This window comes from Hallella mizrahii, assembly GCF_009695775.1.
GTDB classification, from domain to species: Bacteria; Bacteroidota; Bacteroidia; order Bacteroidales; family Bacteroidaceae; genus Prevotella; species Prevotella mizrahii.
Genome location: NZ_VUNG01000048.1, coordinates 1 through 22583, shown reverse-complemented (window position 1 = coordinate 22583; position 22583 = coordinate 1). Strand labels below are relative to the sequence as shown.

Below are 22583 nucleotides of genomic sequence, written 5' to 3'. Positions count from 1 at the left end.
AGCAAACAAAAGGAATTATACGACATTGTGTTGCAAAATGACGCTAAAAAATAACGCGTCTTGAGAGAACTGTATCTAACTGACCATAAAATCGGTCTTGGGTGGCGCAAAATAGGAAAACAGGAGAAGAAACCGCAAGGGCTGCGTTCGTTGATCCTCTCCAGTACGCTGCCGCAAAGTCAGCTGTGGGGCAAAGAACAACATCGGCTCATCACGTTCATGAGCGAGAAAGACCAAGAGGCGATCGCTGAGGCTGAGCGTACCGGCAATTTCCAGTCACCGGCATACCTTGAAGCCAATGACCATTACGTGGCACGCCATGAGTTTGTCATCGGGCCCGACACGCCGGAGTGTATGAGCCGCAAGAAACGCTTTGGCAATGAGGCTTATCTCGTTGCCTGGGGACCAAACGAATACAATCCGACCGGAACGCTGAAGGACTTCAACTATACCGACCGCCTCTGCGAAATCTCCTGCCCGACGCTTGTCGTCAGCGGAACCAATGACCTCTGTACACCGTACATTGCCAAGACCATGTACGACAGAATACCAAATGCCAAATGGGAACTCTTCTACGGTGCGCGCCACATGGTGTTTACCGAGCAGACAGATAAATACCTCAAGATGATGACCTCCTGGCTGATGACAGAGTAGGCAGACACAAACGATTTGGCAGACACGACAGTAACATAAAACGAGAGAAGTAGTATCCGCGCAATCAGATCATGGACGGGTGCTTGACAGTGATGTTACAGAGGTCGTAGAAAAGCAATACAGAAAAGAAAAAAGTGCTTAAAGTTTTGGAAAGAACAAATCTTTTCTTTACCTTTGCAGTGTTATACCATGTTCTTACAGACTAAGACATAATAACAGAAACATAAATATATAGTAACCTTTAAATTTAGCTTATTGAATTATGGCAGAAGAAAACAAGCAACAGCCACAAGAGGTAAAAATTGAGCTCAAGCCGGAAGTGGCTCAGGGCGAATACTCCAACCTTGCTATGATTAACCATTCCAGCAGCGAATTTATCATCGACTTCGCTCACATGCTGCCCATCGCTCCTCCTCAGATTTTCAGCCGTGTGATCATGGCTCCCGAGCATGCCAAGCGCCTGCTCTTTGCTCTGCAGGAGAATCTCGTCCGCTACGAGAAAGAGTTTGGAGAAATCAAATTGCCTCAGGCACCGCAGCCTGCTGACGAGGGTCGCACCATCGCACCCTTCGGTACTGGCAAAGCATAATATTCAGCCGTTGGCTCATCGTCTCTCCCCGGGAAATCGGGGAGAGTTTTTTGTTTCAGACAGTGCCTTCAGATGTTGCGATGTGCTGTCAGCTGTTATTAAATAATCTTAAAATTGCTTTTGCCGCCACTTTTTGTTTTATATATATTAGGTAGTTTGACGCTTTATTTGTACCTTTGCACCCCGTAACGGGTTAATTGTATTCGAGTTGTAATATCCCGAGATACACTAATCCGATAATGCGTTGATTTAGAAGAAAATAAATATATAAAATTAAAAAGTAAAATTATGCCTACTATTCAACAATTAGTACGTAAAGGCAGAAGAGTACTGGCAGACAAGAGCAAGTCGCCGGCTTTGGACGGATGTCCTCAGCGTCGTGGCGTTTGTGTTCGTGTCTATACCACGACTCCTAAAAAGCCTAATTCGGCAATGCGTAAGGTTGCCCGTGTTCGTTTGACCAATCAGAAAGAAGTCAACTCCTATATTCCGGGAGAAGGCCACAACCTTCAGGAGCACTCTATCGTGCTGGTGCGCGGTGGTCGTGTGAAGGATCTTCCTGGTGTGCGTTATCACATCGTTCGTGGTACTTTGGATACCGCCGGTGTTGCCAACCGCACACAGCGCCGCTCTAAGTACGGAGCTAAGCGCCCAAAGGCAAAGAAGTAAAGAATCAACGCTAAGAGCCGGGGGCCGAGAGAGTGCTCTCTCCGGCCAGGGCTCAAAGCCTATTCAAGTAAAAATCCACTTTTTTAATCAGTTTTGCTGGAGAAGTTAAAACAGGTTGAGTAAATGCCCAGGTGTGGGCGTTGAAGATCATTTATGACAGCCCCATGCAGAATGAATATTTTTAATTAAACAATGAGAAAAGCAAAACCAAAGAAGCGCGTGATCCTTCCCGATCCCGTGTTCAATGATCAGAAAGTATCTAAGTTCGTCAACCACTTGATGTATGACGGTAAGAAGAGTACTTCCTTCGAAATTTTCTACAAGGCACTTGACATCGTCAAGGACAAGATGGCAAAAGAGGAGAAGGCTCCTCTGGAGATCTGGAAGACTGCCCTCGACAATATCACTCCGCAGGTGGAGGTGAAGAGCCGCCGTATCGGTGGTGCTACTTTCCAGGTGCCTACAGAAATCCGTCCAGACCGTAAGGTCAGCGTGGCTATGAAGAACATGATCGCTTTCGCACGCAAGCGTGGCGGCAAGAGCATGGCCGACAAGCTCGCTGCTGAGATCATGGACGCCTACAACAACCAGGGTGGCGCATTCAAGCGTAAGGAAGACATGCACCGTATGGCTGAGGCTAACCGTGCTTTCGCACACTTCAGATTCTAAGTTTCAACACACTTTAAGGTTAAAAAGAAAAATGGCTAATCGCGATTTACATTTGACGCGCAACATCGGTATCATGGCGCATATCGATGCAGGTAAGACAACTACCTCGGAGCGCATCCTCTTCTACACCGGAAAGACCCATAAGATTGGTGAGGTGCATGACGGCGCTGCCACGATGGACTGGATGGCACAGGAGCAGGAGCGTGGTATCACCATTACTTCCGCTGCAACTACTTGCCAGTGGACTTGGAATGGCAAGACCTATAAGATTAACTTGATCGATACTCCGGGACACGTTGACTTCACCGCTGAGGTTGAGCGTTCGCTGCGTGTGTTGGATGGAGCTATCGCTACTTATTCCGCTGCTGACGGTGTACAGCCTCAGAGCGAGACAGTGTGGCGTCAGGCTGACAAATACAATGTTCCCCGTATCGGATATGTCAACAAGATGGATCGCTCCGGCGCTGACTTCTTCGAGACTGTCCAGCAGATGAAGGATATCCTGGGTGCTAATCCTATCGTAATCCAGATCCCTATCGGCGCTGAGGAGAACTTCAAGGGTGTCGTAGACCTGATCAAGATGAAGGCTATCCTGTGGCACGATGAGACCATGGGCGCTGAGTATGAGGTAGACGAGATTCCTGATGATCTCAAAGACGAGGCTGAGGAGTGGCGCGACAAGCTCCTTGAGGGCGCTGCCGACTTCGACGATGCTCTGATGGAGAAATATATGGATGATCCTTCGACCATCACTGAGGATGAGATCATCGCTGCAGTCCGCAAGGGCTGCGTTGCCATGGAGTGCTGCCCAATGCTGCTCGGTTCTTCTTATAAGAACAAGGGTGTGCAGCCGCTGCTTGACTATACTTGCGCATTCCTGCCTTCTCCCGAGGATACTCCTGCTATCGTAGGTACCAATCCTGAGACTGGTGAGGAAGAGGATCGTAAGCCTCTCGAGTCTGAGCCTACTGCCGCTTTGGCATTTAAGATCGCTACAGACCCGTTCATGGGCCGTCTGGTATACTTCCGCGTATATTCCGGTAAGGTTGTGGCTGGCTCTTATGTCTACAACCCACGTTCCGGCAAGAAAGAGCGCATCAGCCGTCTGTTCCAGATGAACTCTCATCAGGAGATTCCTATGGACTCTATCGACGCTGGTGATATCGGCGCAGGCGTAGGTTTCAAGGATATCCGCACGGGTGATACGCTCTGCGACGAGAACCATCCTATCGTTCTCGAGTCCATGACCTTCCCTGACACGGTGATCTCTGTCGCTGTCGAGCCGAAGAGCCAGGCTGATATGGCCAAGATGGACAACGGCCTCGCCAAGCTGGCTGAGGAAGACCCAACCTTCACCGTACATACCGACGAGCAGAGTGGTCAGACCATTATCTCTGGTATGGGTGAGCTTCACCTCGATATCATCATCGACCGTCTGAGGCGCGAGTTCAAGGTTGAGTGTAACCAGGGTAAGCCGCGTGTGAACTACAAAGAGGCTATCACCAAGACCGTTGAGGGCTGGCGTGAGGTCTACAAGAAGCAGAGTGGTGGTCGTGGTAAGTTCGCTGACATCATCGTCACTGTAGGACCTAAGGATCCTGACTACAAGGAGGACGATTTGCAGTTCGTCAATGAGGTCAAGGGTGGTAACATTCCTAAGGAGTTCATCCCCTCTGTACAGAAGGGCTTCAAGGATGCCATGAAGAATGGTGTGCTCGGTGGCTTCCCAATGACAGACCTGAAGGTTGTGCTTACCGACGGTAGCTTCCACCCTGTGGACTCTGACCAGATCTCCTTCGAGCTCGCTGCTCACGCTGCTTTCAAGAATGTCTGCCAGAAAGCAGGTCCCGTGCTCATGGAGCCTATCATGAAGGTAGAGGTTGTCACTCCTGAGGAGAACATGGGTGATGTCATCGGTGACTTGAACAAGCGCCGTGGTATGGTCCAGGGTATGGAAGAGGCTCGTAGCGGTGCGCGCATCGTGAAGGCTATGGTGCCTCTGGCAGAGATGTTCGGTTATGTGACCGCTCTGCGTACCATCACTTCTGGCCGTGCTACCAGCACCATGGAGTATGATCACCATGCTCCTCTGTCTCAGTCACTGGCCGACCAGGTACTTGAGGAACTCAAGAGATAACAATTTTGAGCGAGGTGCCGCCTAGCGAATGACTCTTAGGCGGCATACCTCCTCAATCTTACACATTATTATATATAATCATTAAATTAAAGACATGAGTCAGAAAATTCGTATCAAGCTGAAGAGCTACGACCATCAGTTGGTCGACAAATCAGCTGAGCAGATTGTCAAGGCTGTCAAGGCCACGGACGCTATCGTTAGCGGTCCCATTCCATTGCCAACCCACAAGCGTATCTTCACAGTCAACCGCTCTACCTTCGTCAACAAGAAGAGCCGCGAGCAGTTCCAGCTGTCAGATTACAAGCGCCTCATCGACATCTACAGTGCCACTGGCAAGACCGTCGACGCACTGATGAAGCTTGAGTTGCCCTCTGGTGTGGAAGTGGAAATCAAGGTCTAATACCTTGCAGTATGTTCAAGAAGAATTTTATCATTTACGTTAACACAAAACATTTATTGAAATGCCAGGATTAATTGGAAGAAAAATCGGAATGACATCCGTGTTCAGTGCCGACGGTAAGAACACACCGTGCACTGTTATCGAAGCTGGTCCTTGTGTTGTTACCCAGGTTAAGACCGTTGAAAAGGACGGTTACAAAGCCTATCAGCTCGGTTATGCTGAGGCTAAGGAGAAGAGAACCAACAAGCCTATGGCAGGTATCTTCAAAAAAGCCGGTACAACACCAAAGAAGCACTTGGCCGAGTTCAAATTCGACGAGGAGTATAACCTCGGTGACACCATTACAGTTGAGCTGTTCAAAGACGCTAAGTTCGTTGACGTCATTGGCACATCCAAGGGTAAAGGTTTCCAGGGTGTCGTGAAGCGTCATGGATTCGGCGGTGTCGGTCAGAGCACTCACGGTCAGGATGACCGCGCCCGCAAGCCGGGATCTATCGGTGCCTGCTCTTACCCTGCAAAGGTCTTCAAAGGCATGCGCATGGGCGGCCAGATGGGAGGCGATCGTGTTACCACTCAGAACCTCCGTGTATTAAAGGTGATTCCGGAGCAGAACCTGCTCATCGTGAAGGGTTCTTTCGCCGGTTGCAATGGTTCAACAGTTTTAATTGAGAAGTAATGGAAGTTAGTGTTTTGAATATCAACGGTCAGGAGACCGGACGCAAGGTGGCCCTGAACGACGCCATCTTTGGCATTGAGCCTAACGATCATGTCATCTACCTCGATGTGAAGCAGTATCTCGCCAACCAGCGCCAGGGCACTGCCAAGGCTAAGGAAAGAAGCGAGCACGCTGGTTCTACCCGTAAGCTCGGACGCCAGAAAGGTGGCGGCGGCGCACGTCGTGGTGACATCAACTCACCGTTGCTCAAGGGTGGTGGCCGCGTTTTCGGTCCTCAGCCCCGTGACTATGGTTTTAAGCTCAACAAGAAAGTAAAAGTTCTTGCTCGTAAGTCTGCTCTGTCTTACAAGGCTCAGGAGAATGCCATCATCGTGGTGGAAGATTTCAATCTTGAGGCTCCTAAGACTAAAGATTTTGTAAATATCACTAAAAATCTTAAAGTTGACGGCAAGAAAGCTCTCGTAGTTTTGCCAGGTATAAATAAAAACGTATATTTGTCCGCTCGTAACATCGAAAAGGCTGAAGTGATGTCAGCTGATCAGATCAATACGTACAAAGTTTTGAATGCTGATGTGCTCGTCGTCGCAGAAAGTTCTTTGAAGACTATCGACAACATCTTGGATAAGTAAAAATTAGGAGACAAAGTATTATGGCATATATCATCAAACCCCTGGTCACAGAGAAGATGAATAACATTACAGACAAACGCGTAAACCGCTACGGTTTCGTCGTTCGCCCAGAGGCTAATAAGCTCCAAATCAAGAAAGAGGTCGAGAGTCTGTATCATGTTACAGTAGAGGATGTGAACACAATGCGCTACGCTGGCAAGCGCTCAAGCCGCTACACCAAGGCAGGCTTGATCCGCGGTCAGAAGAACGCATTCAAGAAGGCTATCGTCACCCTGAAGGATGGTGAGGCCATCGATTTTTACAGCAATATAAAATAAAAAATGGCAGTACGTAAATTCAGCCCGGTAACTCCGGGTACAAGACACAAGGTTATTGGCACGTTCGAGGAGATTACTGCATCCGTGCCAGAGAAGTCTCTCGTTTACGGTAAGCGTTCTACCGGTGGTCGAAACAACACCGGTAAGATGACCATGCGCTACATCGGCGGTGGTCACAAGAAGAAGTATCGTCTGATCGACTTCAAGCGAGAGAAAGATGGTGTTCCTGCTGTAGTAAAGACAATCGAGTACGATCCTAACAGATCGGCTCGTATTGCTCTTCTGTTCTACGCAGATGGTGAAAAACGTTACATCATTGCTCCTAACGGACTCAAGGTCGGTGACAAGCTGATGTCTGGCGCTGAGGCAGCTCCTGAGATCGGCAATGCTCTCCCACTGGCTAACATTCCTGTCGGTACCGTGATCCACAACATCGAGTTGCGTCCGGGACAGGGTGCACGCCTGGTTCGTTCGGCTGGTAACTTTGCTCAGTTAACTTCTCGTGATGGCAATTACTGTGTCATCAAGCTTCCTTCCGGAGAGACTCGTCTGGTTCTCTCCGCTTGCAAGGCCACTGTAGGTAGTGTCGGTAACTCTGACCACGCTCTTGAGCAGTCCGGTAAGGCCGGTCGCTCTCGTTGGCTTGGCCGTCGTCCTCACAACCGTGGTGTCGTGATGAACCCTGTCGATCACCCGATGGGTGGTGGCGAAGGACGTCAGTCTGGTGGTCATCCACGCTCTCGCAAGGGCTTGTATGCTAAGGGTCTCAAGACTCGTGCACCTAAGAAGCTCTCGAACAAGTACATTATCGAAAGAGCTAACAAGAAGTAATCAAGTAATTAGAGCAAATTATGAGTCGTTCACTTAAAAAAGGTCCTTATATCAACGTTGCCCTCGAAAAGAAAATTCTCGCTATGAACGAGAGTGGCAAGAAGAGCGTCGTTAAGACTTGGGCCAGAGCATCCATGATTTCACCCGATTTCGTGGGTCACACTGTTGCTGTCCACAACGGTAATAAATTCATCCCTGTCTACATCACTGAGAACATGGTCGGACACAAGCTCGGTGAGTTCGCTATGACACGTCGCTTCGGCGGACACTCTGGCAACAATAAGAAGTAATCAGGGCAAACCATTTAAAATGAGTAAACAATAATGGGAGCAAGAAAACATATCGCGGCCGAGAAAATGAAAGAGGCCCGCAAGAACATGTACTTCGCCAAGCTCAAGGGTGTGCCTTCTTCTCCACGGAAGATGCGTTACGTAGTAGACATGATCCGTGGCATGGAGGTCAACCGCGCACTTGGTATCCTGAAGTTCTCCAACAAGCATGCTGCTGCTGACATCGAAAAACTGCTTCGCTCAGCTATTGCCAACTGGGAAACCAAAAACGACCGTAAGGCCGAGGATGGTGAGCTGTATGTCAGCAAGGTCTTCGTTGATGAAGGCGTGACCATGAAACGTATGAGACCGGCACCGCAGGGCCGTGGCTATCGCATCCGTAAGCGTAGCAATCACGTCACTCTCTTTGTTGATGCCAAAACTAATGACGAAAAATAATAAATAGAATGGGACAGAAAGTAAATCCAATAAGCAACCGTCTGGGTATTATCCGTGGTTGGGACTCAAATTGGTTCGGTGGCAAGGACTTCGGTGACAACCTCGTTGAGGACAAAAAGATCCGTCAGTACCTTAACAAGCGCTTGGAGAAAGCCAGCGTTTCACGCATCGTCATCGAGCGTACTTTGAAACTGGTTACCATCACTATTTGCACTGCCCGTCCGGGTATCGTCATTGGTAAAGGTGGTGCTGATGTCGACAAACTCAAAGAGGAACTCAAGAACCTCTTCAAGAAAGACATCCAGATCAACATCTTCGAGGTGAAGAAGCCAGAGCTCGACGCTAACATCGTCGGTCAGAACATCGCAAGCCAGATCGAGCATCTGATGGCTTACCGTCGTGCTATCAAGATGGCGGTTCAGAACACAATGCGTGCTGGTGCTGAGGGTATCAAGATCCAAATCTCCGGCCGTCTGAACGGTGCCGAGATGTCTCGTAAGGAGATGTACAAAGAGGGACGTACTCCTCTGCATACATTCCGTGCCGACATCGACTACTGTCAGACAGAGGCCCTCACAAAAGTAGGCCTGCTGGGTATCAAGGTGTGGATCTGCCGCGGTGAGGTGTATGGCAAGCGTGAGCTCGCCCCCAACTTCTCTCAGGAGAAGAACGAGCGCGGACGTAACGGCGGCCGTCAGAACCGTGGTGGCCGTAGAAGAAACAATAACCGCTAAAAGTAGAAGCTACAATGTTACAGCCAAAAAGAGTAAAATATAGAAGACCTCAAGACGGGCGCGGCAACAAAGGCAACGCCCACAGAGGTACTGAGCTGGCTTTCGGAACCTTCGGCATCAAGACACTTGAGGCTAAATGGCTCGACAGCCGTCAGATCGAGGCAGCCCGTGTAGCTGTCAACCGTTATATGAATCGTGAAGGTCAGGTGTGGATCCGTATCTTCCCTGACAAACCTATCACTCGCAAGCCTGCTGATGTCCGTATGGGTAAAGGTAAGGGTGATCCTGCTGGATGGGTAGCTCCCGTAACTCCGGGACGTATCCTCTTCGAGGTAGAGGGCGTGAGCCTGGCAGTGGCAAAAGAGGCACTGCGCTTGGCCGCTCAGAAACTCCCAGTCAAGACTAAGTTCGTCATCAGACGCGATTTTGATAAAAACGCTTAATTATGAAGATTAAAGAAATTACAGAACTCGCCGACAAGGACCTGCGCGAGAAGCTGGAGCAGACTGAGGCAGCTTTGAATCAGATGAAGCTCAACCATCAGGTAACTCCGCTCGAGAATCCATCCACGATTAAGGCTACGCGTCGCGACATCGCACGGATGAAAACCGTGCTCCGCCAGAGAGAACTTAATAAATAATTCACGGACAGATGGAAAAGAGAAATTTAAGAAAGGTAAGACAGGGTGTGGTGATCAGCGACAAGATGGAAAAAACCATCGTCGTGGCTGCCAAGTTCAAGGAGATGCACCCTATTTATGGTAAGTTTGTCCAGAAGACTAAAAAATACCACGCTCATGACGAGAACAACGAGGCTCATGTAGGTGACACTGTTCAGATCATGGAGACTCGTCCACTCTCTAAGACTAAGAGATGGAGATTAGTACAAATCGTAGAAAAAGCTAAGTAATCATGATACAGGCATTATCAAAACTTACAGTATGTGATAACAGCGGCGCACGCGAGGCAATGTGCATCCGTGTTCTCGGTGGTACCGGCCGTCGTTACGCCAGTGTGGGTGACGTCATCGTTGTGGCTGTACAGAATGTCATCCCTTCCAGTGACTTGAAGAAAGGTGCAGTATCTAAGGCTTTGATCGTTCGCACGAAGAAGGAAATCCGTCGTCCCGACGGATCTTACATCCGCTTCGACGACAACGCTTGTGTGCTGCTTAACAACGCTGGTGAACTTCGTGGAAGCCGTATCTTCGGCCCCGTGGCTCGTGAGCTTCGCGCTGTCAACATGAAGGTCGTCTCCCTCGCACCTGAGGTGCTTTAATTCTAAAACGTACACGAATGAATAAGTTACATATCAAAAAAGACGATACCGTGATTGTCCGCACCGGTAGTGATAAGGGCAAGACCGGTAAAGTGCTCAAAGTGCTGGTTAAAGAAAACCGCGCCATCGTGGAAGGCATCAACATGGTGTCAAAGAGCACAAAGCCTTCAGCTAAGAATCCTCAGGGTGGTATCGTTAAGCAGGAGGCTCCTATTCACATCTCTAATTTGGGACTTATCGACCCGAAGAGCGGCAAGGCTACTCGTATCGCTATCAAGCGAGAAGGTAAGACAGTCACTCGTATCGCTAAAAAATCAGGGGAGGAGATTAAGTAATGGATACAGCACAGTTAAAGAAAAAGTACAAGGAGGAGATCGCTCCTGCACTGCAGAAACAGTTCAACTACTCTTCAGCTATGCAGATCCCTGTTCTGAAGAAGATTGTCATCAACCAGGGCTTGGGTGATGCTACTCAGGACAAGAAGATCGTGGATGTAGCCATTAACGAGATCACCGCAATCACAGGTCAGAAGGCTGTGGCAACCTACTCTAAGAAGGATATCGCCAACTTCAAACTGCGTAAAGAGATGCCTATCGGTGTCATGGTGACTCTCCGTCGCGAGCGCATGTATGAGTTCCTTGAGAGACTCGTTCGTATCTCTCTGCCTCGTATCCGTGACTTCAAGGGTATCAATACCAAGTTCGACGGTCGTGGTAACTACACATTGGGTATCACTGAGCAGATCATCTTCCCGGAGATAAACATCGACCAGGTTGACCGCATTCAGGGTATGAACATTACCTTTGTGACTTCTGCCAAGACTGACGAGGAAGGTTTCGCTCTTCTGAAGGCCTTCGGCCTCCCATTTAAAAACGCTAAAAACGATAAATAAGTTATGGCAAAAGAATCAATGAAAGCCCGCGAGGTAAAGCGCGCTAAACTCATCGCTCGTTACGCTGAAAAGCGTGCTGCGCTGAAGAAAGTTATCGCTACTACCAACGATATCGCAGAGGCTTATGAGGCTGCCCGTAAACTTCAGGCTATCCCTAAGAACGCTGATCCTATCCGTCTGCACAACCGTTGCAAGATCACCGGTCGTCCAAGAGGGTACATGCGTCAGTTCGGCATCTCACGTATTCAGTTCCGCGAGATGGCTTCTCAGGGCTTGATCCCAGGAGTCAAGAAGGCTAGCTGGTAACTCACCTTTCACTACAGGTTGGTGGCTGGCTAGTGGGACGCCAGCGCCTGACCTGATTACAAGATCATTTTTTTAATATTGTCGGGGTAGTCCCGATTAATTAAACATTTATATTTATGACAGATCCAATTGCCGATTATCTGACAAGACTCAGAAACGCTATCATGGCTCACCATCGTGTGGTCGAAGTTCCTGCGTCTAACTTGAAGAAGTCTATCACAAAGATTCTCTTCGAGAAGGGTTACATCCTGAACTATAAGTTCATTGAAGATGGCCCTCAGGGTACTATCAAGGTTGCCTTGAAGTACAATCCTGAAACCAAGCAAAACGCTATCAAGTGTTTGAAGCGCGTCTCTACTCCTGGTCTTCGCCGTTACACAGGATATAAAGACATGCCGAGAGTAATTAACGGACTGGGTATCGCCATCTTATCTACGTCCAAGGGTGTCATGACCGACAAGGAGGCTGCTGATCTTAAGATCGGTGGTGAGGTTCTTTGCTATGTTTATTAATAGGAGGTTACAAGATGTCTAGAATAGGAAAATTGCCAATTCACGTACCGGCAGGTGTTACAGTTAATTTCGACGAGAAATCTTCTGTTGTTACTGCTAAAGGTCCTAAGGGTGAACTCTCTCAGCAGATTGATCCTTCTATTAAGTTTGATTTCCAGGACGGTGTCATCACACTTTCTGTCGACGAGAACAGCCCCGTCGACTACAAGCAGAAGCAGGCTTTCCACGGCCTCTATCGCGCACTGATCAACAACATGATCGTTGGCGTGAGCGAGGGCTTCAAGAAGGAGCTGGAGCTTGTAGGTGTTGGTTATCGTGTCAGCAACCAGGGCAACCTGATTGAGTTCTCTTTGGGTTATACTCACCCTATCTTTATCGAGCTTCCTAAGGAGGTGAAGGTCGAGACAAAGTCTGAGCGTAACCAGAACCCTCTCATCACTCTGGAGTGTGCCGACAAGCAGTTGCTGGGTCTCATTTGTGCTAAAATCCGTTCTTTCCGCAAACCTGAGCCTTACAAGGGTAAGGGTGTCCTGTTCAAGGGTGAAGTCATCCGCAGAAAGTCTGGTAAGACCGCTGCAGCTAAGTAATTTTATAAGAATTTACTATTATGACAACAAAGAAAGAACAAAGACGAATTAAGATAAAGTTCCGTATCCGCAAGCACGTCAACGGAACTGCTGAGCGCCCACGTCTCAGTGTATTCCGTTCTAACAAGCAGATCTATGCTCAGGTGATCAATGATGTAGATGGCCGTACTTTGGCTTCTGCTTCTTCTCTGGGTATGGAAAAGATGCCTAAAATCCAACAGGCTGAGAAGGTTGGCGCATTGGTCGCTGAGAAAGCTAAGTCTGCTGGCATTGAGGCTGTGGTCTTCGACCGCAATGGTTACCTCTATCATGGCCGTGTACAGGCTTTGGCTGATGCTGCACGTCAGGGTGGTCTTAAATTTTAATCGATTATGGCAATGAATAAAGTAAAAGTAAATAGTGACGCAGAATTGAAAGACCGCTTGGTTGCTATCAACCGTGTGACGAAGGTTACTAAAGGTGGTCGTACGTTTACATTCGCTGCCATCGTCGTTGTTGGTGATGGTAAGGGCGTGATTGGCTACGGTCTGGGTAAGGCTGGTGAGGTTACTGCTGCTATCGCCAAAGGCACTGAGGCTGCCAAGAAGAACTTGGTGAAGGTTCCTGTACTCAAGGGTACTGTTCCTCACGAGGTTGAGGTGAAGTTCGGTGGTGCTATCGTTCTTCTGAAGCCGGCCGCTGCCGGTACTGGTCTGAAGGCCGGTGGTGCTATGCGTGCTGTGTTGGAGAGTGCTGGTATCACAGACGTCATCGCAAAGTCTAAGGGCTCTTCCAATGCCCATAACTTGGTGAAGGCTACTTTCGCAGCTCTCTCTGAGATGCGTGATGCTTATCAGATCGCTGGTGAGCGTGGCATCGCAATGGACAAAGTGTTTAACGGTTAATAGGGTAACAAAACTATGGCAACAATCAAAATCAAGCAGATTAAGAGTCGTATTGGTGCTCCTGTCGATCAGAAGCGTACACTCATCGCTCTTGGCCTCCATAAGATTTCTCAGGTGGTCGAGGTTGAAGATACTCCTAGCAACCGTGGCATGATCCGCAAGGTGTTCCATTTGGTTGAAGAGGTGAAGTAATAATCTTTAAATTCAGACGAAATCATGAAATTACATACATTAACCCCGGCTAAGGGTTCTACCCACTCTCGTCGTCGTATCGGTCGTGGTCCAGGTTCTGGACTTGGTGGTACTTCTACCCGCGGTCATAAGGGTGCTAAGGCTCGTTCTGGCTATAAGAGAAAGATTGGCTTTGAAGGTGGTCAGATGCCTTTGCAGCGTCGTGTTCCGAAGGCTGGCTTCAAGAACATCAACCATGTTGAGTTCTTCCCTGTCAATCTGTCTACACTTCAGAAACTCGCTGAGGAGAAGAACCTGGCAAAGATCGGTGTAGCAGAGCTTGTTGCAGCTGGTCTGACTAATGGTAAAAAACCTGTTAAAGTTTTAGGAAATGGGGAGTTGAAAGCCAAGATTGATGTCGAGGCTAACGCTTTCTCTAAATCTGCAGAGGCAGCTATTCAGGCTGCCGGTGGTAACGCAACCAAAATCTAACAATGAAAAAGCTTATAGAGACACTGAAGAACTGTTGGAGGGTTGAAGATCTGCGTCAGCGGCTTCTTATCACCCTTTTGTTTACGGCTATCTACCGTTTCGGTTCATTTGTAGTATTACCGGGTATTGATCCGGGTAAACTCGATCAATTGCAGTCGCAAACCAAAGGTGGCTTGATGTCACTGTTGGACATGTTCTCCGGTGGCGCATTTTCCAACGCATCTATCTTTGCGCTTGGTATTATGCCTTACATCTCGGCTTCAATCGTTATGCAGTTGCTCGCCGTCGCTGTGCCTTATTTCCAGAAGATGCAGCGTGAAGGCGAAAGCGGGCAGAAAAGAATTCAATGGTATACTCGTGTGCTGACAGTAGCTATCTTGCTCTTCCAGGCACCGAGTTACCTGATTAACCTGAAGATGCAGGCCAGCCAGGCGCTGGCAAGCGGTATTGCTTGGCCTGTGTTTATGGTGCCCGCTACCTTTATTTTAGCCGCTGGTAGTATGTTCATTCTTTGGCTGGGTGAGCGCATTACTGATAAGGGCGTAGGAAATGGTATTTCTTTGATCATCATGTTGGGTATTATTGCCCGTTTGCCTCAGGCTTTCATGCAAGAGGTCAGCTCTCGTTTCACTGCCATCTCTGGTGGTGGACTTGTGATGTTCATTGTTGAGATTCTCATTCTTTATGCTGTCATTATGGCTTCAATCCTGCTTGTCCAGGGTACACGTAAGGTACCCGTGCAGTACGCAAAGCGTCTAGTTGGCAATAAACAGTTTGGTGGAGCAAGACAGTATATTCCTTTGAAGTTGTTTGCTGCTAATGTGATGCCTATCATCTTTGCTCAGGCTTTGATGTTCATTCCATTGGCCATCGTTCAGTATCAGAGTGACGGTGCTTCCTGGTGGGTACGCGATATGTTGAACAATAGAAGTTTAATGTACAACATTGTCTATGTGATTCTTATCATCGCTTTCACCTACTTCTATACGGCTATAACTTTGAATCCTCAACAGATGGCTGAGGACTTGAAACGCAATAATGGATTCATACCTGGTGTGAAACCCGGTCATGACACTGCTGAGTATATCGACACTGTCATGTCGCGCATCACATTCCCTGGATCTCTGTTCATCGCTTTCATAGCCGTCATGCCTGCTCTTGCAGGATTGCTGAACGTGCAGGATGCTTTCTCTCAGTTCTTCGGTGGCACTTCCCTTCTGATTACAGTAGGTGTGGTCATCGATACTCTGCAGCAGATTGAGAGCTACTTGCTGATGCGCCACTACGATGGATTGCTGAATGCAGGTCATACCAGACCGGCAGGTGCAGTTAGCGCATATTGATTTAGTCTCTTAGAATGAAAATATTTCTTAAGACTGAAGATGAAATAGACCTCATGCGAAAGGCCAACCGTCTCGTCGGTGCGACCTTAGCTGAGGTTGGTCGTCATATAAAGCCAGGAGTCTCTACGCTTCAACTGGATCATATAGCAGAGGAGTTCATACGTGATCATGGTGCTACACCAACGTTCAAGAACTTTCCCAATCCTTTTGGAGGGCCTTTTCCTGGCTCTATCTGTACTTCGGTCAACAATGTGGTTGTCCATGGAATACCCAGTGACAAATGTATTCTTAAGGAGGGTGACATTATCTCTGTAGATTGTGGTACTCTTCTGGATGGATACAATGGCGACAGTTGCTATACTTTCTGTGTAGGTGAGGTGAGTGATCAGGTTAAAAAACTGTTAAAGGTCACAAAGCAAAGTCTATATAAAGGTATAGAGCAAGCTCGCCCCGGCCATCACCTTGGTGACATAGGTTCTGCCATCCAAGATTATTGTGAGTCTTTCGGCTATGGTGTGGTGCGGGAGTTAACGGGTCATGGGATTGGTCGGGAGATGCATGAAGATCCTCCTGTTCCTAACTATGGATCGCGTGGTAATGGCGTGTTACTGAAATCAGGCATGTGCATAGCCATTGAACCGATGATTACGATGGGTGACCGCAAGATTTGGCTGCTTCCCGACAAATGGGGTATCATTACACGGGATGGTCTGCCTGCCGCTCATTTCGAGCATACGATAGCCATACGTAAAGATGGCGCCGAGATTTTATCAACATTCGAAGAAATTGAACATTTAGAAGAAGCTTAATATTATGTCAAAGCAGTCAGCAATAGAATTGGACGGTACTGTTATCGAAAGCCTTTCCAATGCCATGTTCCGTGTGGAGTTGGAAAATGGAGTGAAGATTATTGCTAACATCTCTGGAAAGATGCGTTTGCACTATATCAAAATTCTCCCTGGAGATAAGGTTAAAGTGGCTATGAGTCCTTACGACTTGACCAAAGGTCGTATTGAGTTCCGATACAAATAATTTTTTTTATATATCTGACGATATGAAAACAAGAGCATCATTGAAGAAGCGCACGCCCGACTGCAAGATTGTACGTCGTAAGGGTCGTCTTTTTGTTATTAACAAGAAGAATCCTAAGTATAAGATGCGTCAGGGCTAAGTTAAAAAAACGTAATTAGGTGCTAATGTCCCAATTAATTAGTACCTTTGCGTGCTTTTTAGCAAGAAGACACTATTTTTTTAATTATTATTTTATTCAACTAATGGCAATAAGAATTGTTGGAGTAGATTTGCCCCAGAATAAGCGTGGCGAAATCGCATTGACTTATATCTATGGTATAGGTCGAAGTAGTTCAGCAAAGATATTGGATAAGGCCGGCGTGAGCCGCGACCTGAAAGTCAGCGAATGGAATGACGATCAGGCAGCCAAAATCCGTGAGATTATCGGCGCTGAATTCAAGGTGGAGGGTGACCTCCGCTCAGAGATTCAAATGAACATCAAGCGCCTGATGGATATTGGTTGCTATCGTGGTGTTCGTCATCGTAATGGTCTTCCCGTTCGCGGACAGAGCACAAAGAACAATGCTCGTACCCGTAAGGGTAAGAAGAAGACTGTTGCTAATAAGAAGAAGGCTACCAAGTAATTAAGAGGAGAAATTAATTATGGCAAAGACAAAAGCAACATCTAAGAAAAGAAACGTCAGAGTTGACGCTATGGGACAGCTTCATGTCCATAGCTCGTTCAACAATATCATAGTATCTCTTGCCAACAGCGAGGGTCAGGTGATTTCTTGGTCATCTGCTGGTAAGATGGGCTTCCGTGGCTCTAAGAAGAACACACCGTATGCTGCGCAGATGGCAGCTGAGGACTGTGCAAAGGTAGCTTATGGTTTGGGCCTCCGTAAGGTGAAGGCTTTCGTGAAGGGTCCGGGCAATGGACGTGAGAGTGCTATTCGTGCCGTCAACGGCGCTGGTATCGAGGTTACAGAGATTGTAGACGTTACACCGTTGCCACACAATGGCTGCCGTCCTCCCAAGCGTCGTCGTGTTTAATTTACGTGGTACAATAGTTAAATTGAGATTAAATTATGGCAAGATATATAGGTCCAAAATCTAGAATTTCACGCCGTTTCGGTGAGGCCATCTTTGGTGCTGACAAGGTTCTTTCTAAGCGCAACTTCCCCCCGGGGCAGCATGGCAACGACCGTCGCCGCAAGCAGTCTGAGTATGGTATGCAGCTGGCAGAGAAGCAGAAGGCTAAGTATACTTACGGTGTCTTGGAGCGTCAGTTCCGCAATTTGTTTGACAAGGCAGCTAAGGCTGACGGTATCACTGGTGAGAATCTGCTTCAGTTGCTCGAGAGCCGTCTTGACAATGTCGTTTATCGTTTGGGCATTGCTCCTACACGTGCAGCTGCTCGTCAGATGGTTAGCCACAAGCACATCACCGTTGATGGTCAGGTAGTGAACATTCCTTCTTATCAGGTTAAGCCTGGTCAGATCGTTGCTGTTCGCGAGAAGGCTAAGTCTCTTGAGGTGATCGAGGCTGCTCTTGCAGGCTTCAATCACAGCAAGTATCCTTGGTTGGAGTGGGACGAGAACACCAAGAGTGGTAAGTTCCTTCACAAGCCTGAGCGCGCTGACATTCCTGAGAATATCAAGGAGCAGTTAATCGTTGAGTTGTACTCTAAACAATAAATCATTAAATTAATGGCGATATTAGCATTTCAAAAACCTGATAAAGTAGTGATGCTGGAGGCTAACGACCACTACGGAAAGTTTGAGTTCCGCCCTCTCGAGCCTGGCTTCGGTGTTACCATTGGTAATGCTCTGCGACGCATCCTTCTTTCATCGCTGGAAGGCTATGCTATCAATACTGTGCGTATCGCCGGTGTTGAGCATGAGTTTTCTTCCGTGCCCGGTGTCAAGGAAGATGTGACCAACATCATTTTGAATCTCAAGCAAGTTCGATTCAAACAAGTAGTAGAAGAATTCGAGAACGAGAAAGTTAGTATCACCGTTGAGAATTCCACCGAATTCAAAGCCGGTGATATCGGTAAGTATCTGACTGGATTTGAAGTGTTAAACCCTGATTTGGTGATTTGTCATTTAGACTCCAAGGCAACCATGCAGATCGACCTGACCATCAATAAGGGTCGTGGCTATGTGCCTGCTGACGAAAACCGTCAGTTCTGTACGGATGTCAATCAACTTCCGATCGATTCCATCTACACCCCTATCCGTAATGTGAAATACAGTGTTGAGCCTACTCGTGTCGAGCAAAAGACCGATTATGACAAGCTTATCATTGAAGTCACAACGGACGGTTCCATTCATCCGAAGGATGCACTAAAAGAGGCTGCAAAAATCCTCATCTATCATTTCATGCTCTTCTCTGACGAGAAGATCACTCTTGAGAATCCAGATCAGGACGGAAATCAGGAGTTTGATGAGGAAGTACTGCACATGCGTCAATTGCTCAAGACTAAGCTTACCGACATGAACCTTAGCGTACGTGCCCTTAACTGTCTGAAGGCTGCTGACGTCGAGACACTTGGTGACTTGGTACAGTACAACAAGACCGACCTCTTGAAGTTCCGTAACTTCGGTAAGAAATCGCTCTCAGAGCTTGATGATTTGCTCGAGAGTCTGAATCTGTCGTTTGGAACTGACATTTCAAAGTATAAATTGGACAAGGAGTAATTCTGGTCCCTATTCATTCAAAAACAAATGAGACACAATAAAAAATTCAACCATCTGGGTCGTACTGCATCTCATCGTGCTAGCATGTTGGCAAACATGGCATCTAGCTTGATCATGCACAAAAGAATCACTACGACTCTCGCAAAGGCCAAAGCTTTGAAGAAGTATGTAGAGCCTTTGATCACACGTTCTAAGAACGACACCACCACAAGTCGTCGTGTTGTCTTCCGTTATCTGCAGGATAAGTATGCAGTGAAGGAGCTTTTCGGCACAATCGCTGCTAAGGTAGCAGACCGTCCCGGTGGCTATACTCGTGTGATTAAGCTCGGTCTTCGTCAGGGTGATGCCGCAGAGATTGCTTTCATCGAGCTTGTAGACTTCGATGAGAATATGGCTAAGGCTCCTAAGGCAGAGAAGAAGACTCGTCGTAGCCGTCGCTCTACCAAGAAGACGGTCAAGGCTGCTCCTGCAGAGGAGAAAGCAGAGACTGCTGAGGAGAAAGCTCCTGAGGCAGAGGCACCAAAGGCTGAATAATCTCTTTGAGAATCATTCCTTTAAGGTAATACAAAAGCACTCGCTCTTTCATTTGGGCGAGTGCTTTTTTTATAGGGATTCCCCTAATACGAATAGGGAAAAATGATTTGGAGATTACGCCATTTTTTCCTAATTTTGTTGTGTCAATTTTAAAAGGACATGATTATGAAGAAGACGTTTCTACTGTTTATATGTATGTCTGCATTGCTTTATAGTTGCGACTCGTATACGGGTGCCGGTGCTTTTTCAGGGGCTCAGATTGGATCTATCCTTGGTTCTGCGATTGGTGGTATTTCGGGAGGTCCCCGTGGGTCTGATATCGGTACGATTGTAGGCATGGCCAGTGGGGCTGCTGTAGGTGCTGCTGTAGGGCAAGCAGCCGATCAGCGACAGGCTCAGCGTGTTAGTGACATACCGCACAGGCGATCAGTTGAACGTGATCGAGCCCCTTATCAAGATCGCTATGGTCAGTTAGTTGTTCCGGGCAACGGCAGTCAGTATAGCGACTTGTCAAGTAACCAAGAATCAGTATCAGATTCAGCCAATTATGGCAGTGGATTTGACGGCAGCAACAATCATGATGACCGTATCTACGATTTTCAGTCGAGTGATTATACGGGTAACTATAGTGCCCGTCAGCCTCAGACCACCTTGCCTGAGCATTCGAGCGTAGAGCATCTTACAAAGGGGCTTACCTATACGCCGTCTCTTGACATCCGCAATGCGCGTTTCATTGATGACAATGAGGATGGTACGATACAGCGGGGCGAGCTTTGCAAGATCATTTTCGAGGTATATAATGTTGGCAACATTGCCGTTACGGATGTAGTTCCTACTGTCATTGAAACAAGTGGTAATAAGCATATATATATATCGCCAAATATGCATGTAGAGCGTATCGACCCGGGTAAAGGTATTCGTTATACAGCTATTATCACTTCTGACAATGGTCTGCGTAATGGTACGGTACGTTTTTGTGTCAGCGTTGTGCAAGGTAATCGCAATATCTCAAAGGTGAGCGAGTTCAACATTCCTACGTCAAAGGTATATGCATCGGCTCGTTAAATCAGTAATAGAATCAATATTCATCCCTGATACTTGCGTGGTATCAGGGATTTTTGAGTCTGCCGCTCAATCACCGAACCAGTTCTTGACTTTTTGAAACACGTTGCGCCATATTGACGGATCTTCTTTCTTTGTTCCTGATTGTGGGCGAGAAGAAGTCTTTTTTTGATTATTGGGCATCCCTGGATGATGTGCAGCCATCATGTGCTGTCTTTCTTTCGCTTGTTGGCTGGCAGTCAATTTCTGTTTTTCATCTTTCTCTTCTTCTATGGTAGCCTTAGCTTCTTTTATTTCTGCCAGTCGCTTGGCCGCCTGTTGCTTTCTTGCCGTCAAGTGTTTGTCTTCCATTTCATGCTCCTCGTCGGCTTTTTTATTCCATTCCTTGATGAAACTGTAGCGTGCTTTGGAGAAGTCAAATTCAAAGTCCGGCATACCCGTTTCAACATCGTCCAGACGGTAGGGCGGGTTGTTGCCCGACATGCGTTGCACTTCCACCATGGCCAGTCCTTGTGCGAGCATACCTAACTGCGCTGCCGCACCATAGCTTAGGTCGATAATGCAGCCTCGTCGATATGGTCCGCGGTCTGTGACCTTGACGATGATGCTTTTCTGATTTCTGAGATTAGTGACCTTGAGCAGAGTACCGAAGGGTAGAGTTCTGTGTGCGCAAGTCAGGCTGTCGTGATGCAATCGTCCACCGTCAGCTGTCCTTGCTCCCGTAGCCTTACGGGAGTAATATGTGGCCTTGCCTTTCTGCGTACGGTGCTGCGCCGATGCCGAGAGCGTGAGCAACAGCAAGACCAAACAAGCGAGTCTATGCATATGCTGATGCTTCATTGTGGCAAAGATACGAAAAATATCTGAGAATCAAGTAGTTTTAGGTAAAAAGATGATGGGCGCTCGTCAATATGTTAGGCATGGCGACAGTGCTAGGGATATAGGCCAAAGGGCTACTAATTCTGTATAAAGGTCATCTGCTGGGATCTTGTTTGGAAAAAGATAAATAGAGAGTAAGCTAAGCTATGAATACTAAACGGCATTGTCACCTCAAATCAGTCCACAACACTATGCTAATAGCAAAACGGGCTTTAGATAAATATTGATAATTTTTGTATCACTCTGAATGTTGTAAATTCCTATTTAGGAAAAAACGTGTACCTTACCTAGGAAAAGGATTCCGAGGTTAGATACATGGCGATGTTCCCATGCCAATGGTTTTGGAGGGTAGTGAAGATTGTGTTGTTGCCCCATGATATTACTTTCTTTTGCTTTTCGATACTTCGTATGAAGTCAGCAAATCACTTTTTCTTTGTTCAAATAGAGGAATAATTAAAAAAATATGTAAGTTTGCAGTAGATTATAAATCCATACCTGTTCATAGATACTAAGGTTGGCCTTTTACGTAAGTAATCCTTATAAATGATGCAACCCCCAAGATTATCTGATTTCCAAAGACTGACAACGTTGTTTATGCTTGTCTTTACCCTTGTTGCCTGTGACAAGGGTATGTTTGAAGCACATCCTTACGATTCCAATTATAAGGGTGGCTCACAGCTAAACGTGAACAATATCTCACGTATTGAGAGCGCCTTTCGCTACCGTGATAGCGTCAGGGTAGCCTTTATCAGTGACACACATTTATGGCATAAAGAATTCAAGGAAGAAGTGAATTCCATTAACAGCAATGAAAGCATCGATTTTGTTGTTCATTGTGGCGATTTGACCGATACTGGAACTACGCGTGAATATGAATGGGGATGGGATATTCTCAAGA

At 47.3% G+C, this 22583-nt stretch carries 38 protein-coding genes; 37 read left to right on the top strand and 1 reads right to left on the bottom strand.

Annotated features, from left to right (window positions below; all coding sequences use genetic code 11):
* Positions 1-60: 60 nt before the first annotated feature.
* From FYJ73_RS13830 to FYJ73_RS13655, 36 genes are all read left to right on the top strand, one after another.
* Complete coding sequence (locus FYJ73_RS13830; RefSeq protein ID WP_154535326.1) at positions 61-654, top strand: alpha/beta hydrolase family protein; 594 nt, start codon at positions 61-63, stop codon at positions 652-654.
* A gap of 262 nt (positions 655-916) precedes the next feature.
* Positions 917-1243, top strand: a complete 327-nt coding sequence (locus FYJ73_RS13825) for a DUF3467 domain-containing protein (protein ID WP_154535325.1) — start codon at positions 917-919, stop codon at positions 1241-1243.
* 288 nt (positions 1244-1531) lie between these two features.
* Positions 1532-1912 (top strand): 30S ribosomal protein S12, encoded by a 381-nt coding sequence (rpsL, locus tag FYJ73_RS13820; RefSeq protein ID WP_154535324.1) that lies wholly within the window; start codon positions 1532-1534, stop codon positions 1910-1912.
* Between the two features lie 192 nt (positions 1913-2104).
* Positions 2105-2581: a 30S ribosomal protein S7 gene (rpsG, locus tag FYJ73_RS13815; protein WP_154535323.1), complete on the top strand. Its 477-nt coding sequence runs from the start codon at positions 2105-2107 to the stop codon at positions 2579-2581.
* Positions 2582-2612: 31 nt separating this feature from the next.
* Positions 2613-4718, top strand: a complete 2106-nt coding sequence (fusA, locus tag FYJ73_RS13810; RefSeq protein ID WP_154535322.1) for an elongation factor G — start codon at positions 2613-2615, stop codon at positions 4716-4718.
* Positions 4719-4812: 94 nt separating this feature from the next.
* Entirely contained in the window at positions 4813-5118 is a 306-nt protein-coding gene (rpsJ, locus tag FYJ73_RS13805; RefSeq protein WP_154535321.1) for a 30S ribosomal protein S10, read from the top strand.
* A 61-nt stretch (positions 5119-5179) separates the two neighbouring features.
* A complete protein-coding gene (gene rplC, locus FYJ73_RS13800) occupies positions 5180-5794 on the top strand; it encodes a 50S ribosomal protein L3 (protein WP_154535320.1) in 615 nt (204 codons plus the stop codon).
* Positions 5794-6423, top strand: a complete 630-nt coding sequence (rplD, locus tag FYJ73_RS13795) for a 50S ribosomal protein L4 (RefSeq protein WP_154535319.1) — start codon at positions 5794-5796, stop codon at positions 6421-6423. Before rplC ends, rplD begins: the two co-directional genes overlap by 1 nt.
* A gap of 20 nt (positions 6424-6443) precedes the next feature.
* On the top strand, positions 6444-6740 hold the full coding sequence (rplW, locus tag FYJ73_RS13790; protein ID WP_154535318.1) for a 50S ribosomal protein L23: 297 nt from the start codon (positions 6444-6446) through the stop codon (positions 6738-6740).
* 3 nt (positions 6741-6743) lie between these two features.
* Complete coding sequence (gene rplB / locus FYJ73_RS13785) at positions 6744-7571, top strand: 50S ribosomal protein L2 (RefSeq protein ID WP_154535317.1); 828 nt, start codon at positions 6744-6746, stop codon at positions 7569-7571.
* A 20-nt stretch (positions 7572-7591) separates the two neighbouring features.
* Positions 7592-7861 carry a 30S ribosomal protein S19 gene (rpsS, locus tag FYJ73_RS13780; protein WP_154535316.1) on the top strand — a complete coding sequence of 90 codons (270 nt, stop codon included), beginning with the start codon at positions 7592-7594 and terminating at the stop codon, positions 7859-7861.
* A gap of 33 nt (positions 7862-7894) precedes the next feature.
* Complete coding sequence (rplV, locus tag FYJ73_RS13775; protein ID WP_154535315.1) at positions 7895-8299, top strand: 50S ribosomal protein L22; 405 nt, start codon at positions 7895-7897, stop codon at positions 8297-8299.
* An 8-nt stretch (positions 8300-8307) separates the two neighbouring features.
* Complete coding sequence (gene rpsC, locus FYJ73_RS13770; protein WP_154535314.1) at positions 8308-9033, top strand: 30S ribosomal protein S3; 726 nt, start codon at positions 8308-8310, stop codon at positions 9031-9033.
* A 14-nt stretch (positions 9034-9047) separates the two neighbouring features.
* Positions 9048-9476 carry a 50S ribosomal protein L16 gene (gene rplP, locus FYJ73_RS13765; protein ID WP_154535312.1) on the top strand — a complete coding sequence of 143 codons (429 nt, stop codon included), beginning with the start codon at positions 9048-9050 and terminating at the stop codon, positions 9474-9476.
* Positions 9477-9478: 2 nt separating this feature from the next.
* Entirely contained in the window at positions 9479-9673 is a 195-nt protein-coding gene (gene rpmC, locus FYJ73_RS13760) for a 50S ribosomal protein L29 (protein WP_154535310.1), read from the top strand.
* Positions 9674-9684: 11 nt separating this feature from the next.
* Positions 9685-9942, top strand: a complete 258-nt coding sequence (gene rpsQ, locus FYJ73_RS13755) for a 30S ribosomal protein S17 (protein WP_154535309.1) — start codon at positions 9685-9687, stop codon at positions 9940-9942.
* Positions 9943-9944: 2 nt separating this feature from the next.
* Positions 9945-10310: a 50S ribosomal protein L14 gene (gene rplN / locus FYJ73_RS13750; RefSeq protein WP_154535308.1), complete on the top strand. Its 366-nt coding sequence runs from the start codon at positions 9945-9947 to the stop codon at positions 10308-10310.
* A gap of 17 nt (positions 10311-10327) precedes the next feature.
* Positions 10328-10645 carry a 50S ribosomal protein L24 gene (gene rplX / locus FYJ73_RS13745; RefSeq protein WP_154535306.1) on the top strand — a complete coding sequence of 106 codons (318 nt, stop codon included), beginning with the start codon at positions 10328-10330 and terminating at the stop codon, positions 10643-10645.
* On the top strand, positions 10645-11202 hold the full coding sequence (gene rplE / locus FYJ73_RS13740; RefSeq protein WP_154535305.1) for a 50S ribosomal protein L5: 558 nt from the start codon (positions 10645-10647) through the stop codon (positions 11200-11202). The genes rplX and rplE overlap by 1 nt, the downstream gene beginning before the upstream one ends.
* Before the next feature lie 3 nt (positions 11203-11205).
* Entirely contained in the window at positions 11206-11508 is a 303-nt protein-coding gene (gene rpsN / locus FYJ73_RS13735) for a 30S ribosomal protein S14 (RefSeq protein WP_154535303.1), read from the top strand.
* A 116-nt stretch (positions 11509-11624) separates the two neighbouring features.
* Positions 11625-12020 (top strand): 30S ribosomal protein S8, encoded by a 396-nt coding sequence (rpsH, locus tag FYJ73_RS13730; protein WP_154535302.1) that lies wholly within the window; start codon positions 11625-11627, stop codon positions 12018-12020.
* Between the two features lie 14 nt (positions 12021-12034).
* Positions 12035-12607, top strand: coding sequence for a 50S ribosomal protein L6 (gene rplF, locus FYJ73_RS13725; RefSeq protein ID WP_154535300.1), 573 nt, complete (start codon positions 12035-12037; stop codon positions 12605-12607).
* A 20-nt stretch (positions 12608-12627) separates the two neighbouring features.
* The gene (rplR, locus tag FYJ73_RS13720; protein ID WP_154535298.1) at positions 12628-12972 is read left to right on the top strand and encodes a 50S ribosomal protein L18; all 345 of its coding nucleotides are present in this window, start codon (positions 12628-12630) and stop codon (positions 12970-12972) included.
* Between the two features lie 6 nt (positions 12973-12978).
* On the top strand, positions 12979-13491 hold the full coding sequence (gene rpsE / locus FYJ73_RS13715; protein WP_154535297.1) for a 30S ribosomal protein S5: 513 nt from the start codon (positions 12979-12981) through the stop codon (positions 13489-13491).
* A gap of 15 nt (positions 13492-13506) precedes the next feature.
* Positions 13507-13683: a 50S ribosomal protein L30 gene (rpmD, locus tag FYJ73_RS13710; protein WP_154535296.1), complete on the top strand. Its 177-nt coding sequence runs from the start codon at positions 13507-13509 to the stop codon at positions 13681-13683.
* 24 nt (positions 13684-13707) lie between these two features.
* Positions 13708-14154 carry a 50S ribosomal protein L15 gene (gene rplO / locus FYJ73_RS13705; protein ID WP_154535295.1) on the top strand — a complete coding sequence of 149 codons (447 nt, stop codon included), beginning with the start codon at positions 13708-13710 and terminating at the stop codon, positions 14152-14154.
* A gap of 2 nt (positions 14155-14156) precedes the next feature.
* Positions 14157-15497: a preprotein translocase subunit SecY gene (secY, locus tag FYJ73_RS13700; protein WP_154535293.1), complete on the top strand. Its 1341-nt coding sequence runs from the start codon at positions 14157-14159 to the stop codon at positions 15495-15497.
* 14 nt (positions 15498-15511) lie between these two features.
* Positions 15512-16306 (top strand): type I methionyl aminopeptidase, encoded by a 795-nt coding sequence (map, locus tag FYJ73_RS13695; RefSeq protein ID WP_154535291.1) that lies wholly within the window; start codon positions 15512-15514, stop codon positions 16304-16306.
* Between the two features lie 4 nt (positions 16307-16310).
* Complete coding sequence (gene infA / locus FYJ73_RS13690; RefSeq protein WP_154535290.1) at positions 16311-16529, top strand: translation initiation factor IF-1; 219 nt, start codon at positions 16311-16313, stop codon at positions 16527-16529.
* Between the two features lie 22 nt (positions 16530-16551).
* Positions 16552-16668: a 50S ribosomal protein L36 gene (gene rpmJ / locus FYJ73_RS13685; RefSeq protein WP_009160995.1), complete on the top strand. Its 117-nt coding sequence runs from the start codon at positions 16552-16554 to the stop codon at positions 16666-16668.
* Positions 16669-16771: 103 nt separating this feature from the next.
* On the top strand, positions 16772-17152 hold the full coding sequence (gene rpsM, locus FYJ73_RS13680; RefSeq protein ID WP_154535289.1) for a 30S ribosomal protein S13: 381 nt from the start codon (positions 16772-16774) through the stop codon (positions 17150-17152).
* Between the two features lie 19 nt (positions 17153-17171).
* The gene (rpsK, locus tag FYJ73_RS13675) at positions 17172-17561 is read left to right on the top strand and encodes a 30S ribosomal protein S11 (protein ID WP_154535288.1); all 390 of its coding nucleotides are present in this window, start codon (positions 17172-17174) and stop codon (positions 17559-17561) included.
* 35 nt (positions 17562-17596) lie between these two features.
* A complete protein-coding gene (gene rpsD, locus FYJ73_RS13670) occupies positions 17597-18205 on the top strand; it encodes a 30S ribosomal protein S4 (protein WP_154535286.1) in 609 nt (202 codons plus the stop codon).
* A 12-nt stretch (positions 18206-18217) separates the two neighbouring features.
* The gene (locus FYJ73_RS13665) at positions 18218-19210 is read left to right on the top strand and encodes a DNA-directed RNA polymerase subunit alpha (protein WP_154535284.1); all 993 of its coding nucleotides are present in this window, start codon (positions 18218-18220) and stop codon (positions 19208-19210) included.
* Between the two features lie 27 nt (positions 19211-19237).
* On the top strand, positions 19238-19744 hold the full coding sequence (gene rplQ, locus FYJ73_RS13660; RefSeq protein ID WP_154535283.1) for a 50S ribosomal protein L17: 507 nt from the start codon (positions 19238-19240) through the stop codon (positions 19742-19744).
* 165 nt (positions 19745-19909) lie between these two features.
* A complete protein-coding gene (locus FYJ73_RS13655) occupies positions 19910-20809 on the top strand; it encodes a hypothetical protein (RefSeq protein ID WP_154535281.1) in 900 nt (299 codons plus the stop codon).
* Between the two features lie 66 nt (positions 20810-20875).
* Here FYJ73_RS13655 and FYJ73_RS13650 read toward each other — a convergent pair whose 3' ends face one another.
* Positions 20876-21646, bottom strand: coding sequence for a septal ring lytic transglycosylase RlpA family protein (locus FYJ73_RS13650; protein ID WP_235899382.1), 771 nt, complete (start codon positions 21644-21646; stop codon positions 20876-20878).
* A gap of 669 nt (positions 21647-22315) precedes the next feature.
* On the opposite strand from FYJ73_RS13650, the gene FYJ73_RS13645 reads away from it, so the two are divergent.
* The coding region (locus tag FYJ73_RS13645; RefSeq protein WP_235899381.1) for a metallophosphoesterase at positions 22316-22583 on the top strand (268 nt) is incomplete at its 3' end.

Bases quoted from the DNA above. Each gene is read 5' to 3' on its own strand.
- rpmC (WP_154535310.1), top strand. From the start codon at position 9,479: ATGAAGATTAAAGAAATTACAGAACTCGCCGACAAGGACCTGCGCGAG.
- FYJ73_RS13665 (WP_154535284.1), top strand. From the start codon at position 18,218: ATGGCGATATTAGCATTTCAAAAACCTGATAAAGTAGTGATGCTGGAG.
- rpsN (WP_154535303.1), top strand. From the start codon at position 11,206: ATGGCAAAAGAATCAATGAAAGCCCGCGAGGTAAAGCGCGCTAAACTC.
- secY (WP_154535293.1), top strand. From the start codon at position 14,157: ATGAAAAAGCTTATAGAGACACTGAAGAACTGTTGGAGGGTTGAAGAT.
- rplF (WP_154535300.1), top strand. From the start codon at position 12,035: ATGTCTAGAATAGGAAAATTGCCAATTCACGTACCGGCAGGTGTTACA.
- rpsS (WP_154535316.1), top strand. From the start codon at position 7,592: ATGAGTCGTTCACTTAAAAAAGGTCCTTATATCAACGTTGCCCTCGAA.
- rpsG (WP_154535323.1), top strand. From the start codon at position 2,105: ATGAGAAAAGCAAAACCAAAGAAGCGCGTGATCCTTCCCGATCCCGTG.
- FYJ73_RS13650 (WP_235899382.1), bottom strand. From the start codon at position 21,646: ATGAAGCATCAGCATATGCATAGACTCGCTTGTTTGGTCTTGCTGTTG.
- rplQ (WP_154535283.1), top strand. From the start codon at position 19,238: ATGAGACACAATAAAAAATTCAACCATCTGGGTCGTACTGCATCTCAT.
- rplP (WP_154535312.1), top strand. From the start codon at position 9,048: ATGTTACAGCCAAAAAGAGTAAAATATAGAAGACCTCAAGACGGGCGC.
- rplB (WP_154535317.1), top strand. From the start codon at position 6,744: ATGGCAGTACGTAAATTCAGCCCGGTAACTCCGGGTACAAGACACAAG.
- rpsD (WP_154535286.1), top strand. From the start codon at position 17,597: ATGGCAAGATATATAGGTCCAAAATCTAGAATTTCACGCCGTTTCGGT.
- rplC (WP_154535320.1), top strand. From the start codon at position 5,180: ATGCCAGGATTAATTGGAAGAAAAATCGGAATGACATCCGTGTTCAGT.
- rpmD (WP_154535296.1), top strand. From the start codon at position 13,507: ATGGCAACAATCAAAATCAAGCAGATTAAGAGTCGTATTGGTGCTCCT.
- infA (WP_154535290.1), top strand. From the start codon at position 16,311: ATGTCAAAGCAGTCAGCAATAGAATTGGACGGTACTGTTATCGAAAGC.
- rplX (WP_154535306.1), top strand. From the start codon at position 10,328: ATGAATAAGTTACATATCAAAAAAGACGATACCGTGATTGTCCGCACC.
- rplD (WP_154535319.1), top strand. From the start codon at position 5,794: ATGGAAGTTAGTGTTTTGAATATCAACGGTCAGGAGACCGGACGCAAG.
- rpsM (WP_154535289.1), top strand. From the start codon at position 16,772: ATGGCAATAAGAATTGTTGGAGTAGATTTGCCCCAGAATAAGCGTGGC.
- rpmJ (WP_009160995.1), top strand. From the start codon at position 16,552: ATGAAAACAAGAGCATCATTGAAGAAGCGCACGCCCGACTGCAAGATT.
- rpsQ (WP_154535309.1), top strand. From the start codon at position 9,685: ATGGAAAAGAGAAATTTAAGAAAGGTAAGACAGGGTGTGGTGATCAGC.
- rplV (WP_154535315.1), top strand. From the start codon at position 7,895: ATGGGAGCAAGAAAACATATCGCGGCCGAGAAAATGAAAGAGGCCCGC.
- rplW (WP_154535318.1), top strand. From the start codon at position 6,444: ATGGCATATATCATCAAACCCCTGGTCACAGAGAAGATGAATAACATT.
- rpsH (WP_154535302.1), top strand. From the start codon at position 11,625: ATGACAGATCCAATTGCCGATTATCTGACAAGACTCAGAAACGCTATC.
- rpsC (WP_154535314.1), top strand. From the start codon at position 8,308: ATGGGACAGAAAGTAAATCCAATAAGCAACCGTCTGGGTATTATCCGT.
- rplN (WP_154535308.1), top strand. From the start codon at position 9,945: ATGATACAGGCATTATCAAAACTTACAGTATGTGATAACAGCGGCGCA.
- rpsJ (WP_154535321.1), top strand. From the start codon at position 4,813: ATGAGTCAGAAAATTCGTATCAAGCTGAAGAGCTACGACCATCAGTTG.
- rpsL (WP_154535324.1), top strand. From the start codon at position 1,532: ATGCCTACTATTCAACAATTAGTACGTAAAGGCAGAAGAGTACTGGCA.
- FYJ73_RS13655 (WP_154535281.1), top strand. From the start codon at position 19,910: ATGAAGAAGACGTTTCTACTGTTTATATGTATGTCTGCATTGCTTTAT.
- rpsK (WP_154535288.1), top strand. From the start codon at position 17,172: ATGGCAAAGACAAAAGCAACATCTAAGAAAAGAAACGTCAGAGTTGAC.
- map (WP_154535291.1), top strand. From the start codon at position 15,512: ATGAAAATATTTCTTAAGACTGAAGATGAAATAGACCTCATGCGAAAG.
- rplR (WP_154535298.1), top strand. From the start codon at position 12,628: ATGACAACAAAGAAAGAACAAAGACGAATTAAGATAAAGTTCCGTATC.
- FYJ73_RS13825 (WP_154535325.1), top strand. From the start codon at position 917: ATGGCAGAAGAAAACAAGCAACAGCCACAAGAGGTAAAAATTGAGCTC.
- rplE (WP_154535305.1), top strand. From the start codon at position 10,645: ATGGATACAGCACAGTTAAAGAAAAAGTACAAGGAGGAGATCGCTCCT.
- rplO (WP_154535295.1), top strand. From the start codon at position 13,708: ATGAAATTACATACATTAACCCCGGCTAAGGGTTCTACCCACTCTCGT.
- rpsE (WP_154535297.1), top strand. From the start codon at position 12,979: ATGGCAATGAATAAAGTAAAAGTAAATAGTGACGCAGAATTGAAAGAC.
- fusA (WP_154535322.1), top strand. From the start codon at position 2,613: ATGGCTAATCGCGATTTACATTTGACGCGCAACATCGGTATCATGGCG.